This window comes from Collinsella sp. HCP28S3_E12 (genome assembly GCF_052065595.1).
Taxonomy (GTDB): domain Bacteria; phylum Actinomycetota; class Coriobacteriia; order Coriobacteriales; family Coriobacteriaceae; genus Collinsella.
Window position 1 is genome coordinate 58615 of sequence record NZ_JBQHTS010000006.1, and the last position, 14586, is coordinate 73200.

At 61.1% G+C, this 14586-nt stretch carries 12 protein-coding genes; 2 read left to right on the top strand and 10 right to left on the bottom strand.

Annotation, left to right across the window (positions count from 1 at the left end; translation table 11 throughout):
- Positions 1-64: 64 nt before the first annotated feature.
- Positions 65-1957: an ATP-dependent zinc metalloprotease FtsH gene (gene ftsH, locus ACTNBY_RS03795; RefSeq protein WP_195838531.1), complete on the bottom strand. Its 1893-nt coding sequence runs from the start codon at positions 1955-1957 to the stop codon at positions 65-67.
- A 92-nt stretch (positions 1958-2049) separates the two neighbouring features.
- Between ftsH and ACTNBY_RS03800 the strand changes: the two genes are divergently transcribed.
- Positions 2050-2535, top strand: a complete 486-nt coding sequence (locus tag ACTNBY_RS03800) for a cob(I)yrinic acid a,c-diamide adenosyltransferase (protein WP_154515476.1) — start codon at positions 2050-2052, stop codon at positions 2533-2535.
- Positions 2536-2620: 85 nt separating this feature from the next.
- Here ACTNBY_RS03800 and ACTNBY_RS03805 read toward each other — a convergent pair whose 3' ends face one another.
- The 4 genes from ACTNBY_RS03805 to thyA all read right to left on the bottom strand — a co-directional run bounded on the left by ACTNBY_RS03805 (position 2621) and on the right by thyA (position 6496).
- The gene (locus tag ACTNBY_RS03805) at positions 2621-3970 is read right to left on the bottom strand and encodes an MATE family efflux transporter (protein ID WP_441063420.1); all 1350 of its coding nucleotides are present in this window, start codon (positions 3968-3970) and stop codon (positions 2621-2623) included.
- Positions 3971-4095: 125 nt separating this feature from the next.
- Positions 4096-5010: a TrmH family RNA methyltransferase gene (locus tag ACTNBY_RS03810; protein WP_427719619.1), complete on the bottom strand. Its 915-nt coding sequence runs from the start codon at positions 5008-5010 to the stop codon at positions 4096-4098.
- Between the two features lie 109 nt (positions 5011-5119).
- Complete coding sequence (locus ACTNBY_RS03815) at positions 5120-5638, bottom strand: dihydrofolate reductase (RefSeq protein ID WP_441063421.1); 519 nt, start codon at positions 5636-5638, stop codon at positions 5120-5122.
- 9 nt (positions 5639-5647) lie between these two features.
- Positions 5648-6496: a thymidylate synthase gene (gene thyA, locus ACTNBY_RS03820; protein WP_154515464.1), complete on the bottom strand. Its 849-nt coding sequence runs from the start codon at positions 6494-6496 to the stop codon at positions 5648-5650.
- A 216-nt stretch (positions 6497-6712) separates the two neighbouring features.
- Between thyA and ACTNBY_RS03825 the strand changes: the two genes are divergently transcribed.
- Positions 6713-7477, top strand: a complete 765-nt coding sequence (locus tag ACTNBY_RS03825; RefSeq protein WP_441056723.1) for a NifB/NifX family molybdenum-iron cluster-binding protein — start codon at positions 6713-6715, stop codon at positions 7475-7477.
- A gap of 116 nt (positions 7478-7593) precedes the next feature.
- Here the strand turns inward: ACTNBY_RS03825 and ffh are convergent, their stop codons facing one another.
- Genes ffh through ACTNBY_RS03850 form a run of 5 tightly spaced genes read right to left on the bottom strand, consistent with a single transcriptional unit; the run spans position 7594 to position 14533 of the window.
- Complete coding sequence (ffh, locus tag ACTNBY_RS03830; RefSeq protein ID WP_441063422.1) at positions 7594-9087, bottom strand: signal recognition particle protein; 1494 nt, start codon at positions 9085-9087, stop codon at positions 7594-7596.
- Between the two features lie 10 nt (positions 9088-9097).
- Positions 9098-10015: a signal recognition particle-docking protein FtsY gene (gene ftsY, locus ACTNBY_RS03835; RefSeq protein WP_441063423.1), complete on the bottom strand. Its 918-nt coding sequence runs from the start codon at positions 10013-10015 to the stop codon at positions 9098-9100.
- A complete protein-coding gene (gene smc / locus ACTNBY_RS03840) occupies positions 10015-13551 on the bottom strand; it encodes a chromosome segregation protein SMC (RefSeq protein ID WP_441063425.1) in 3537 nt (1178 codons plus the stop codon). The genes ftsY and smc overlap by 1 nt, the downstream gene beginning before the upstream one ends.
- Before the next feature lie 10 nt (positions 13552-13561).
- Complete coding sequence (gene rnc / locus ACTNBY_RS03845) at positions 13562-14287, bottom strand: ribonuclease III (RefSeq protein WP_154515455.1); 726 nt, start codon at positions 14285-14287, stop codon at positions 13562-13564.
- Positions 14288-14290: 3 nt separating this feature from the next.
- Positions 14291-14533, bottom strand: a complete 243-nt coding sequence (locus ACTNBY_RS03850) for an acyl carrier protein (protein ID WP_154515452.1) — start codon at positions 14531-14533, stop codon at positions 14291-14293.
- Positions 14534-14586 lie beyond the last annotated feature (53 nt).

Consider the following 14586-nt stretch of genomic DNA (forward strand, 5'->3'; position numbering starts at 1 on the left):
CCCAAGCAAAACGCCCCATTTGAGGTGGACACTCAAATGGGGCGAAAGCACTGCGCAACTAGTATTACTGCTGCTTTGGCATCAGCGGATTCTCACGCGTGAGGAGATTCATAAACTCCTCGCCCGTGATCGTCTCCTTCTTGTACAGATAACGAGCCAGCTCGTGGAGCTTAAACTTGTTCTCCTTCAGGATCTGCAGGGCGCGGTCGTGCGCATCCTCGATCAGCTTGGCGACAATCGCGTCCACGCGCTCGGCCGTACCGGGGGCGCAGGTGAGCGACGTATCCTGGTTAAGGTACGCGTTCTGCACGGTACCGAGCGCCATCATGCCAAACTCATCGGACATACCAAAGCGCGTCACCATGTTACGGGCGAGCTTGGTGGCCTGCTCGATATCGTTGGCGGCGCCGGTCGTCATCTCGCCAAAGATGAGCTCCTCGGCTGCACGGCCACCGCAATAGACGGCGAGCTTGTCCAGGATCTCCTGGCGCGTGGTCAGGAAGCGCTCGTCCTCCTCGACCTGCATGGTGTAGCCCAGAGCACCGCTCGTGCGCGGCACGATGGTGATCTTTGTGACCGGCGCAGAGCCCTTCTGGCGAGCGGCAACGATGGCATGACCGATCTCGTGGTAAGAAACGACCTGCTTCTCGTGGTCGGACAGCACCGTGGACTTGCGCTGCTGACCGGCGATGACGACCTCAACCGACTCCTCAAAGTCGTCCTGCGTGGCGCGCTTGCGACCCTCGCGGACGGCACGCAGGGCGCCCTCGTTGATAATGTTGGCCAGGTCGGCGCCCGAGGCACCGGGCGTGGCGCGGGCAATCGCGGTCAGGTCGATCGGCGGCTGCGTCTTCACGCTCTTGGCGTGCAGCTCAAGAATGTTCTTACGGCCGGTCAGGTCGGGCAGCTCAACGGGGATGCGGCGATCAAAACGACCGGGGCGCAACAGGGCCGGGTCAAGGCTGTCGGGACGGTTGGTGGCAGCGAGGACGACGATACCCTTGTGGTTATCGAAGCCGTCCATCTCGGTCAGCAGCTGGTTGAGCGTCTGCTCGCGCTCGTCGTTGCCACTAAAGCCGCCGCCGTCGCGCTTCTTGCCGATGGTATCGATCTCATCGATAAAGACGATGCACGGGGCCTTTTCCTTGGCCTGCTTAAACAGATCGCGAACCTTGGCGGCGCCGCGGCCGACGAACATCTCAACAAACTCAGAGCCCGAAATACTAAAGAACGGCACACCAGCCTCGCCCGCCACAGCCTTGGCAAGCAGGGTTTTACCGGTACCCGGAGGGCCGACAAGGAGGGCACCGCGCGGCAGCTTGGCGCCAATCTCCTCGTAGCGCTGCGGCTTCTCCAGAAAGTCGACGACCTCCTTGAGGGACTCCTTGGCCTCTTCCTGGCCAGCGACATCCTTAAAGGTCACGCCCACGTCCTTGGAGGCAATCACACGCGCGCCGGACTTGCCCAGTCCACCGCCGCCAAAACCGCCGCCGCCAAAGTTCATCGACGGGCCGTCATCACCCATGGCCTTCTTCATGCGGCGGTTGAGCCACCAGCCGATCAGGAAGAAAATCGCCATGGGAAGAATGAGGGTAAGCAGGTAGTAAGTCATCAGACCCGAGTTCTTATCGGGAACGACCGACTCAAGCGAGGCGCCAGATTCAAGCACGCGATCGGTAAAGCCCGCATCATTCGGCACACCGGTCGTCTTGTAGGCGATGTTCTCGTCCTCGCCCTTCTTGGTGTAATAAATCGAGTAATCGTCCGTGTTGTACTCGACCTTATCGACGCTCTTCTTGTCGAGCGCTTTGACAAACGTCGAGTAATCGGTCTTCGTAATCTGCTGCGTGTGACCGATGTTGGGGAACAGAACGGTCGAGAGCACGAGGTAGACGACGAAGGCGATGAGCACGTAGAGGATCATATTCCGTCTACGTTTGTTGTCATCCATCTCCATCTGCTTGAACTCCATCTACTGGGGTTGATAATGCTAACTAGAATACCCAACCCGGCCGGCGATAAACCGACACCGGGCACGAAAGGACAGAGATGGCATCACTGGAAGTCGGCAAGGTTCAAATCTATACGGGCGACGGCAAGGGCAAGACGACGGCTGCGCTGGGGCTCGCGCTGCGCGCCACGGGCTATGGACTTAACGTGCTCATGCTTCAGTTTGCCAAGAAGCTGCACTGCGCCGAACATGACGCAGCTCCTCGATTGGGGCTTTGCATCGTACAAGCCGACCGCGACACGCCCGAAGCCTGTGCCGCACAGATCATGGAGCTGGCGCGCGAACAGATTAGCCAAGTCGACGTGCTGATCTTGGATGAGCTGGGAGAAGCCATGCGACGGGGCTTTGTGACGCGCGAAGATGTCGAAGCGTTAATCGCGATGAAACCAACCACCACGGAGCTCGTGCTCACTGGCCGCGGTTTGCTGCCCCTCGCCGACCTTGCCGACCTCGTAACCGAAATGCGCCCCGTCAAACACTACTTCGACGAAGGCCTCCTAGCCCGCCAAGGCATCGAATACTAATTGATCCAAAGGGGACGGAGGAAAACGAATCATCGACATCACCACGGAGAGCAATGATCCGTTTTCCTCTGTCTCATACGGATCATTAGGCAGTGGCGCGGCCTAGCCAGTTGCCGCTGTGGTGGTAGATGGCGAACATCGTGGCCGTGATGAGCCAGGTTACGGGGTAAACCAGCAGCAGGAGCTCAAGCGACGGATCGAAAGGCATGATCGCAAACACCCAGATCACCCTGAGCACGACGGTGCCGAAAATCGTGAGAATCATGGGCTGCAAGCTCACGCCGGCACCGCGAATGGAGCCCGACGCGTTTTCGATAATCGAGAAAATCGCATAGAACGGCGCAATAAAATGGATGATGGTCGTGGTGTAGGCCGAAATCGAAGCATCGTCGACAAACAGACGCGACAGAGGACCCGAGAACACCAGCAGCACGGCAGACAGGCCACCAATGAGCATAAACGACAGCACGAGCGACGTATGGTAGCCCTTGCGCATGCGCTCGTAGTTGCGCGCGCCAAAGTTCTGTGCCGAGAACGTGGTGATCGACACGCCAAGCGCCTCGGTAACCATCCAGACAATGCCATCCAAGCGGCCCGAAAGACCCCAGGCCGTGGTGACATCGGCACCAAACGAGTTGACCGACACCTGAATCAAGACGTTGGAAATCGAATACGCAGCAGACTGAAAGCCAAGCGGCAGACCACACGAGATCATGCTCTTGCAAATACCAGGATCAATGCCGAGTTTGGAGAGTGAAAGCCGCCACGCACCCGGTGCGTGCATCATGCGAATCACGATCATCGTGGCGTTGGAGCAAATGGTCAGCGCCACCGCGATGCCGCAGCCCAGAGCCTCCATATGCAGCACGGCAACGAAGATGACATCCAGCACCACATTAACGAGGCAGCCGGAAGCGATGATCACGGCAGGGCCACGCGTGTCGCCCACGGCACGCAACAGTGCCGTTCCCATATTGAGCAGCAGCGCCGCAACCATGGCGGCAAAATAGCAACGAGCATAGGCCACACCCTCGGCCAATAGTTCATGCGGCGTATTCATAAGCACCAGCATGGGCTCAACGAACACTATGCCCAGAATCGAGACGACGATACCGCCCACCAGAGCGAGCGTCATGGCCGTATGGACCGAACGACTCAGTCGCTCATCATCGTGCTGGCCAAAATACTGACCCGTAATAACAGCACAGCCGGCGCCAACACCGACGCAAAAACCGATGCAGAGCTCCGTGAGCACCATCGTGGCCTGGATGCCACCCAGCGCGAGCTTGCCGCCAAACTGACCGACGATATAGGTACCGATAAGTGTGTAGGCCTGCTGAAAAAACGAACTAAAAAAGATGGGAACGCACAGCGAAAGCAACTGCTGCCAAATAACACCCTGTGTTACATCGATAGCCGTAGATTTCTTAGCCACACGCCCTCCCCACCAGCGCACGTCAAACAACAAAACGTCAATTTAAGACCAAGGCCAGCACCAGCTTAGCACCGACCGGCGTCAACCGAAACACCCGGACTCAGAGCCCGGTGCAAAATATCTGCCTAGTGATACAGTCCCGGCTGGTAGTGATACTCGTTGCTCACGTGCGGACACAACTGCCAAAAAGCGACAGCACTCGCCGCGGCCACGTTGAGCGAATCGACCCCATGCGCCATCGGAATACGCACAGCCCGGTCACAGCCCGCGATGGTCTTGGCGCCCAGGCCGGCGCCCTCGGTGCCCATAAAGATCGCCAACCGGTCAATCTCCCGCAACGCGGGATCGTCCAACGACACCGAATCATCCGTCAATGCCATGGCGGCACACGAAAAGCCGGCATCGTGCAGCGCCGCCAGCCCATCATGCGGCCATACGCGCGCCTCGCTGCCAATGCGCGTCCACGGCACCTGGAACACCGTGCCCATGCTCACACGGGCCGAGCGGCGGTACAGCGGGTCACAGCAAGTGGGGCTTACCAAAATGCCATCGACATTCAACGCTGCCGCCGAGCGGAAAATCGCACCCACGTTAGTATGGTCGACAATACCCTCGAGCACGCACACGCGCACCGGGCGCTCACCCGCCACCTCGACGACGCCGCCCAAGAACTCATCAACCGGAATCTGACGCGGGCGACGGAACGCCGCGAGCGCACCGCGCGTCACGTTAAAGCCCGTCAACTGCTCCATGAGCTCCATGGAGGCCACGAACACAGGAACCGGACCTGCGCCCTCGCGTACAACCAGACGCTCGAACAGCGGCATCATCTGATCGAGCCAGCGCTCACCCAAAAGAAAGCTCACCGGCTCGTATCCGGCACGCACCGCGCGCTCGATGACCTTGGCGCTCTCGGCGATAAAGATGCCCTTTTGCGGCTCCAGCACGCAGCGCAGCTCGCGCTCGGTCAGTCGCACGTAGGCGTCGAGCCGCTCATCATTAAGGGAATCGATTCGCAGCACCTCAACGGCATCAGTCATAGCAGCCAGCCCGTACCCTTCTTTACAGCACATCTATACCAAACGAGGCGACGCTAAGCGCCGCCCCATGCATTCAATCAACCCGGTGATACCGTTCACGCCAGACGATTTAAGCATCAACACGACGATATGTCACGAACTCATAATCGAGGCCTTCGTCACCCTCGCCCGCGGCAATCGTGGCAACCCCGTCGCGCCGCGCAACTTCCCACGCAGGATCGACATCCAAATTGGGAAAATACGTGTCCACGGCATGGGTGCAATGGTTATGCGTGACCTCGGCCTCCACGCAGTACGGCAAAAACTGCCGATACACCTCGCCGCCACCGATCACCCACGCAACGGGCTCATCGGCAACCGCGGCGAGCGCCTCGTCGATACTATGCACCACGTCGACGCCCTCGGGGGCAAAGCCCTCGTCGCGCGTGAGCACAATGTTGCGACGGTTCTTGAGCGGACGCCCGCCGGGAAAACTCAGCAGGTTCTTGCGTCCCATAATGACCGGACAACCCTTGGTGCACGCCACGAAATGACGCATGTCGGCACGGTTGGACACGACCATGTCACCCTCGCACCCAATGCCCCAGTCATCGCACACGGCGACAATGGCAGAAAGCTTACACGTCATGCGCGTCACCTACACCGCAATGGGGATGTTCTTGACCTGCGGGCCGTGCTCATAGCCCTCAACGATCAGATCATCAGTCGTAAACGCGTAGAAATCATGCACATCGGGGTTGAGCGTTACCTTAGGAGCCGCAAACTGCGGACGCTCGATAAGCTCGCGGACGATATCGACATGACGGTCGTAAATATGGGCATCGGCGATCACATGCAGCAACTCGCCAGCGATCATATCGACCGACTGCGCGACCATCATCAGCAAAATGGCGTACTGGCACACATTCCAGTTGTTCGCGGCCAAAATGTCCTGGCTGCGCTGGTTGAGAATCATGTTGAGTGTGGGCTTATCGTCCTGCGGGCGCTGCGTGACGTTATAGGTCACGCTGTAGGCGCACGGATACAGGTGCATCTCGGACAGGTCGCTAAACACGTACGTATTGGTCATGATGCGGCGGCTGTACGGCGTGTGCTTAAGGTCGTACAGCACGCGGTCCATCTGGTCAAAGTCACCCTCGGCATAATGGCTCTTCTGCCCAATCTGGTACCCGTAGGCCTTGCCGATGGAACCGGTCTCGTCGGCCCACTCATCCCAAATATGACTGTTGAGGTCATGCACGTTATTGGACTTCTTTTGATAGATCCATAGAATCTCGTCCATGGCAGATTTGAGGGCCGTACGACGCAGGGTAAGTGCCGGAAACTCCTCACGCAGGTCGTAGCGTGCCGTAACGCCAAAGTTTTTAATGGTATAGGCAGGGGTGCCGTCCTCCCACACCGGACGAACCTTTTGGCCCTCGGTAGTGGTGCCATGGTCCAGAATATCGCGGCACATGGCTACAAACTGTTGATCAGCTTTGCTCATTGACCCTCCTGTCAGTCGTCTATAAGCGATTTTTATTGTAGCCCAGGCGCGCAGCATCGAATTGCACACTTGGGGCGGCACACGCAATGCACGGCAGTACGGCGCCGCATTCGCAAATGCTGCACCTTTAGCTTTTTTGACATATGCCAAAAATAGCTTGAGCGACTCCGCATACGCGTTATCCTATTGTTGACATATGTCAGATTTGGAGAGTGTATGGCAGGAAGACGCGAAAAATTGCGCCGTGTTGGGATCATTCCCGAATATCGCGGCTTTACCCCTGACGGCCTTGCCAGCGGAGACGCCATCGACATGACGGTCGATGAGCTCGAAGTCCTACGGCTTTGCGACCTGGAAGGCCTCAATCAGGAGGCCGTCGCCCAGCAAATGGGCATCGCCCGTGCCACCGTGGCGGCCATCTGCAGCCGCGCGCATCGCAAGGTGGCAAACGCGCTGGTCAACGGGCGAGCACTTAGTATCGAGGGCGGCAATATCGCATACTCCCCCACACCTACGACGACGGCCATATGGCCAGCAAAGGAGGTCGGCACCATGAGGGTGGCAACGACGTACGACAACGGCAACATCTTTATGCACTTTGGCCGCAGCGAGCAGTTCAAAATCTATGACATCCAGGATGGCAAGGTACTCGACGAGCAGGTCGTAGGCACCGGCGGCACTGGTCACGGCGCCCTAGCGGGTCTGCTCGCCAACGGTGGCGTCGATACGCTCATCTGCGGCGGTATCGGCGGCGGCGCCATCAACGCGCTCACCCAGGCAGGCATCACGGTCTATGCGGGCGCCCAGGGCAGCTGCGACGCCTGCGTCGAGGCCCTCATTGCCGGCACGCTCGCGCAGACCGGCGAGGCCACCTGCGACTGCCATGGGCACGAGCACGAGCACGCCCACGAGCATGGCGAGTCCTGCGGCTGCCACGGCCACCACGACCATGATGGGCACGAGGGCTGTGGCTGCCACTAGTGGCAAGCACCTCAACGCCAACACGCTTCCGCGCGTGAGAAAACCTGCGAACGAACGGCGAAGGCCGCCTGGAGTACCATCCAGGCGGCCTTCGCCATACTCGACTCAACCAGTCGTCACTTTTTATTACGCATCTGCGCTTCCATCTGGCGCAGCAGGTCCATATCGGACTTGGGACCACCTGTTCCCATGCCACCCAGGCCACCCAGGCCGCCCATGCCGCCCAGGCCCATGGCATCCAGACCGGGAATATTGGGCATGCGCATCTTTTTGCCTTTTTTACCCTTCTTGCCCTTCTTGCCGCCGGCTTGCGCCTGGTTGGCCATCGAGCGCATGCGGCCCATCATCTTGTTCATCTCGCCCCACTGCTTCATAAGGCTGTTGACCTCGGTGGGGGTCACGCCGGCACCCTTGGCGATGCGGGCGCGACGCTGGCCGTTGATGATGGAAGGACGCAGGCGCTCCTCCTTGGTCATCGACATGATGATGGCCTCGTTCTTGTCGAAGATGCCCTCATCCAGGTTGCCGCCCATCTGGTTGAGCGCGCGCTGGCCGCCGGGAAGCATGCCCAGAATGCCCTTCATACCGCCCATCTTCTTGACGGCCTTCATCTGGTCGAGCATGTCGTTCATGGTAAAGCCCTCGCGCAGCATGCGCTCGGCAGCCTCGAGCTGCTCGGCATCGGCTGCCTCCTGGGCTTTCTCGATAATGCCGACGACGTCGCCCATGCCCAAGATGCGCTTGGCCATGCGGTCGGGATAGAACGGCTCCAGCGAATCGGGCTTCTCGCCCATGCTCACGAACTTGATGGGCTTGCCGGTCACCTGGCGCACCGAAAGCGCACCGCCGCCACGGGCATCGCCGTCGAGCTTGGAGATGATCACGCCGTCAAAGTCGGTGCGCTCGGCGAAGGTCGAGACAACGTTGACGATATCCTGGCCGGTCATGGCATCGACGACCATCAGCACCTGATCGGGCTTGACGGCCTTCTTGATGTCCACGGCCTCCTGCATCATCTGCTCGTCGATCTGCAGACGACCGGCGGTATCGACGATGACCACATCGCGCAGGTGGTCGACGGCCTCCTGGATGGCGCCCTTGGCAATATCGACCGGGTGCTCGCCGTCACCGCGAAAGACCGGCACGCCGATCTCTCCGCCAAGCGTAGCCAGCTGGTCGGCAGCGGCGGGACGGTAGACGTCGCACGCGGCGAGCAGCGGCGAGCGGCCCTGCTTCTTGAGCAGGTATGCCAGCTTTACAGCCGCCGTGGTCTTACCGGAGCCCTGCAGGCCCACGAGCATAATGACGTTGGGAATGCGGTTGCTAAAGACGAGCTTGCTCTCGGTGGAGCCGAGCATCTCGGTGAGCTCGTCGAGCACGATCTTGACGACGTTTTGCGCCGGCGTCAGCGATTCCATGACCTCGGAGGTCATGCAGCGCTCCTTGGTCTTGGCGACAAACTCCTTGACGACCTTAAAGTTGACGTCGGCCTCGAGCAGCGCCATGCGAATGTCGCGCATGGCCGAGGTGATATCGGCCTCGGTCAGCTTACCCTTGCCGCGCAGGCGGTCAAATGTGTCGTTGAGGCGATCGCTCAGAGAATCAAACACTGGTCACTCCTTAGTTGGACTCGCCCACCAGGGCGCGGCAGAAATCTTTGGCATTAAACTCCTGCAGGTCATCGACCTGCTCGCCCACGCCCACGCGCAGGATCGGGAGCTTGAGCTTCTCGGCCACGGCCATGGCGATACCGCCCTTTGCCGTGCCGTCGAGCTTAGTCATGATAATACCGTCCAGACCCAGCGCCTCATTAAACTCGAGCGCCTGGTTCAGGCCGTTTTGGCCCGTCGCGGCATCGATCACGAGGACGACCGAGACGGGCATGGGGCCGGCGGCCATATTGGCGGCGCGCTTACGCGTCACGTTGACCACCTTGGCAAGCTCGCGCATGAGCTCGGGGCTCGTGTGCAGACGACCGGCGGTGTCGATGAGCACCAGGTCGCTGCCGTGCTTATCGGCCTCGTCGAGCACGTCGTAGCAAACGCTTGCCGGGTCTGAGCCGCGGTCGCGCTTTATGACGGGGACGCCGGCGCGCTGGCCCCACACATCGAGCTGTTCGATGGCGGCAGCGCGGAAGGTATCGGCCGAGCCGATCACGACGTTCTTGCCGCGGGCGGCCATGGCGCTCGCGATCTTGCCGACCGTAGTGGTCTTGCCGGCACCGTTGATGCCCACAAACAGCACGCAGCTCGGCGTGTCGGCGAACGGATCGCGCTCGACGGGTACAAAATGCTGCTCGAGCTGCTCGGCCAGGGCCCGACGGAGTTGCGGGGCGGTCTTGAGGTTCTTCTTGGCCGCGGCATCGCGCAGGTCGTCGGAGACCTGGATGGCGACCTCGGCACCCATGTCACCCATGACGAGGGTGTCCTCTAGGTCCTCCCAAAAATCCTCGTCGACCTCACCGCCAAAGTAAAAGACCTCGTTGAGGGCCTCGCGGCTACGCTCAAGTCCGCGCGAGAGAGCATCGAAGAATCCCATTATGCATTCACGACCTTTCCGGTTTCGCGATCGAGTTTTTGCGAGACGACGCGACTGACGCCGTCAGCTTGCATCGAGACGCCGTAGAGGACGTCAGCGTCCTCCATAGTACGGCGCTGATGCGAGATAACCAAGAGCTGCGTATCGGAACGCAGCACGTCGAGCGCGCCGATGAGCTTGGACAGGTTGGCGTCATCGAGCGCCGCCTCGACCTCGTCCAGCACATAGAACGGCACCGTACGCGTGCGATACACGGCAAAGAGCAGGGCGAGCGCCGTCAGGCTCTTCTCGCCGCCCGACATGAGCATCATCTTGGTGATGCGCTTGCCGCGCGGCTGCGCCACGACCTCGATGCCCGTCTCGGCCGGGTGCTCGGGGTCGGTCATCTCCAGATGTGCCTGGCCACCCGGGAACAGCATGGCGAAGATCTCGCGGAAGTTCGCATCGACCTTCTCGAAGGTCACCAGGAAGGCTTTACGCATCTTGCGGTCGATGGCCACGGTAATCTTGGTGAGCGCCTTGCGCGCGCTCTCCAGATCGGCCAGCTGCTCCTCGATGTAATCGGCGCGGCGCTTGAGCTGCTCGTATTCCTCCATGGCAACCTGGTTCACAGGGCCCAGGTTGTTGATCTGGCGCACGAGCTGGTTGAGCTCGCGCTCGGCGGCGTCGCGATCGGTGGGAGCAGGAAGCACGAGCGCTTCCTCGAGCACGGTGGTGCCATCGGCGGTAATGGCCTTGATGGCCGCCTCTACCTGCACCTCGAGCTTGCCGCGCGCGACCTTGAACTCGTTTTGTGTCGCCGTGGCGGCATCGACCCGCTCCTTGGCGCGGGAGACCTCGGCCTTGGCATCCTCGATGGTTTTCTTGAGCGAAGCCGAGTCTGCCTCCTCGAGTGAGGCCTGGTCACGCAGGCGCGCGGCCCAATCAGATGCACGCTCCAGCAGGGCCGAATAGCGCTCGTGCATGGGATCGACACGCAGGCGCAGCAGCTCGAGCGAGCGCGAAGCCTGACGTGTTCCGCGGATACGGCGGTCAATGCCCTCCAGGCGATGCTCCAGATCGGGCACGCGGCCCTTCAGCGAACGCAGGCGCTCACTCGTCTGGGCCAGGCGCACCTTGGCATCGGCGAGCTTACCGGCTGCCTCGGAATCGTCACGGCGCACGCGATCGAGCTCGTCGTTGGCTTCGGCAATCTGGAGACCCAGGTCGCTTGCCTGCGCACGGGCCTCGTCGCGCGAACGGGTGAGCTCGTCAACGCGCGGGCGCGCGGCGTTCACGGCCTCGGCCGCCTGCTCGCGGCGCCTGGAAATGCGCGCACGCTCGACCTCGGCGTTGTTGGCGCTTTGCTCCAGGCGGCCAATCTCGGAGAGCAGCGAGCGACGCTCGCCCTCAAGACGGGCGATCTCGCCGGCGGCATCACCCTCGGCGGCACGCGCCTCCTCGACGGCCGCATTGGCCTCGATAACCTGGTTCGACACATGCTCAAAAACGGCAGCCAAATCGGGCTCCAGGCCTTCGAGCTCGCGAATGCGGCGCTTCCGCTCCAGGGCACCCGAGGCCTCGCCGGCATCGAGCCCCACGCGCACCAGGCCACCAAAGCTCACGCGAGCGCCATCGGGCGTCACATAGGTCACACCGTCAACGACTGGCGCCGCCAGCGCACAAGCCAAGTCATCGACCACGTAATAGCCGCCGAGCAGTGCCTCGACAATCGGGCCATAACCGGCACGCACGGACAGGCGATCCACCAGACGCGAACCGGCAGCGCCCTCGGCAGCAGCAGAGCCGCTCACACCACGCGCCACCAGCAGTGCCTCGCCCGAGGCCTTCTTTTGGTCCAAAGCCGCACGACCGGCACGCTCAAGCGTGGCGGCGTCATCAAACAACAGGGCATCGATATCGCCGGCAAGCAGCTGCTCGACCAGGCCCTCAAGCTCACGCGGCGCCTCGAGCACGTCGCCCAGACGGCCCGTTACGTCATCGCCCAATGCCCCTACCAGACGGCTCACCAACGGCGAGCTATCGGCCATACGGGCATCGAGCTTCTTTTGGCTCGCAAGCTCAGAGCGCACCTCGGACAGCTTGTTGCGCGACTCGCTCTCACGGGCGCGCAAGTCCTTCAACGCCGCACGGGCGACCTCGGTGGCCTGGCGAGCATCGGCCTGGGCTTGGCGAGCCTGATCGAGCGCGCCGTCGAGCTCCTCGGCACGGTCGCGACGGCTCTCGAGCGAGGCCGTGACCTCCTCGAGCTGCTCGTCAATCTGCTCCAGGCGCGAGGCATACATGTTGTCCTCGACCTCGGCATTGCTCAGCGAGTCTTTCACCTTGGCAAGCTCGAGCGCAGCCTTGTCGGCCACGCGCTGCACATCGCGTTGCTCGCGCGTAAGCTGCGAAATCTGATTGTCGAGCGCAACACGGCGCTCGTGGAGCTCGGCGGCGGCAGGGCCGGCGGCGTCAACGTCGTCCTGGGCCTGCATGTGCGCACCGGTCACTTCCTCAAGCTGGGCACGTGCATCCTCGAGCTCCTCGACCACGCGACGACGCTGATGCTCGGAGCTCGAAATCTGGCCGCGCATATCGGACAGGCGCGACACCATATTGTGTCCCTTTTCCTCGAGCAGGCGCATATCGGAGTTAATACGGCCGACCACATCTTGCATATGACGGCGCTGTTCGCCCAAGTCGCCCACAAACAGGCCCTTTTCCTCGAGCATCACCTGGAGCTTCTCGAGCTCGCGCTCCTTTTCGCCCAAGCGGTACTGCGCAAGCTCCAGCTCGGCGGCACCCTCTTTGGAACGGCTCTCCAGATCGTTCCACTGCGACTGCAGCGAACGAAGCTCGTCAACGGCCAGCATCTGCGTAAGCTCGTTCGCGCGCGAGGACAGCTCTTTGTACTTGCGCGCGCGATCGACCTGACGCTCCAACGGTCGCAGCTGACGGGCAATCTCCTTATTGATGTCGCGGGCACGAGTAAGGTGCTCGTCCATCGACTTAATCTTTTTGAGCGCACGCTCTTTGCGGCGCTTGTGCTTGGAAATGCCGGCAGCCTCCTCGATAAGGGCGCGGCGCTCCTCGGGACGGCTCTGCAAAATGGCATCGAGCTTGCCCTGGCTGATAATGGAATGCGTATCCTTACCCAAGCCCGAATCGTGCAAAATGTCCTGGATATCCATCAGGCGGCACGGACTCGAATTGATGAGGTATTCGCTCTCGCCCGAACGATACATGCGGCGGGTGATGGCAACCTCATCAAAGTCGACAGGCAGCACATGGTCCGAGTTATCGAGCACCAGCGTGACCTCGGCAACGCCCACCGGCTTGCGCGCCGACGAGCCCGAGAAGATGACGTCCTCCATGGCCTGGCCGCGCAGTTGCTTGGCGCTCTGCTCACCCAGTACCCACAGAATCGAATCGGAGATATTCGATTTTCCCGAGCCGTTAGGACCGACGATGACGGTCAGGCCCGGCTCAAACGTCATATGGGCGCGGTCGGCAAACGACTTGAACCCTTTGAGCGTAAGGGACTTGAGATACACGGTTCCTCGCTTAAACGGGCTTCTTGTTGAGAATCACACCGTTGGTGGTGTAACCCATGCGGTCGAGCGCCTCGAGTGCAGCGGCTCCCTCGGCCTCTTTCTTAGAGGCGCCGGTGCCGCGGCCCTGACGGATACCGTCGACAAGCACCACGGCGGTAAAGGTGGGCGCATGTGCCGGGCCCTCGGAGCCTACCAGCTTGTATGCCGGGGGCTCGTGACCGTCTGCCTGCACGCACTCCTGCAAGAACGACTTGGGGTTCGCGGGGTGCTCGGCACGCTCGGAGGCCAAATGGGGCTTAAGCGTGCGGTGGATGAACTCCGCCGCCGCATCCCAGCCGGCATCGAGGTACAACGCACCCACGAGCGACTCATAGACGTTCTCGAGCGCCGAGTTAAGGCCGCGCGCGCCGGTACCGGTCTCGGAGGCGCCAAAGATGATGATGTCGTCGATGCCCAGCTCGTGCGAAACCTCGGACAGCGTGGCACCCGAAACAAGCGATACCTTCAGACGCGTGAGCTTGCCTTCATCGAACTCGGGATAAGACTCAAAGAGCGAACGGGCAACCACGGCGCCCAGAATGGAGTCACCCAAAAACTCAAGCCGCTCATAGCTGGCAGAGACCGGCTGCCCCTCTACTGCCGAGGGGTGGGTGAGCGCCGCGCGTAGCAGCACCTTGTTATTAAACTCATGGCCCAGGATTTCCTGAGCGCGCGTGAGTCGTTGAGATAAAGCCAAGACCTAGGCCTCCCTGGCGTTTTCGATAGCGTCGACGGCGTCGGCAACGGAGGTGAGCGACAACAGGGTCTCGTCATCGATCTCGAGGTCAAACTCGTCCTCGATGGCCGTCACCAGCTGCAGGCGCTCGAGCGAATTGGCATCGAGGTCGTCAAAAGTTGTCTCATCACTGATCTCGGCAACGTCAACGCCCAGCACGTCGGCAGCGACCTCGGCGATCTTGTCAAAGATTTCGGAGCGATCCATAGCGCATCCTCTCATAAGTCGTGGAATACAATGTGTCACGCGGGCGGAAGCCG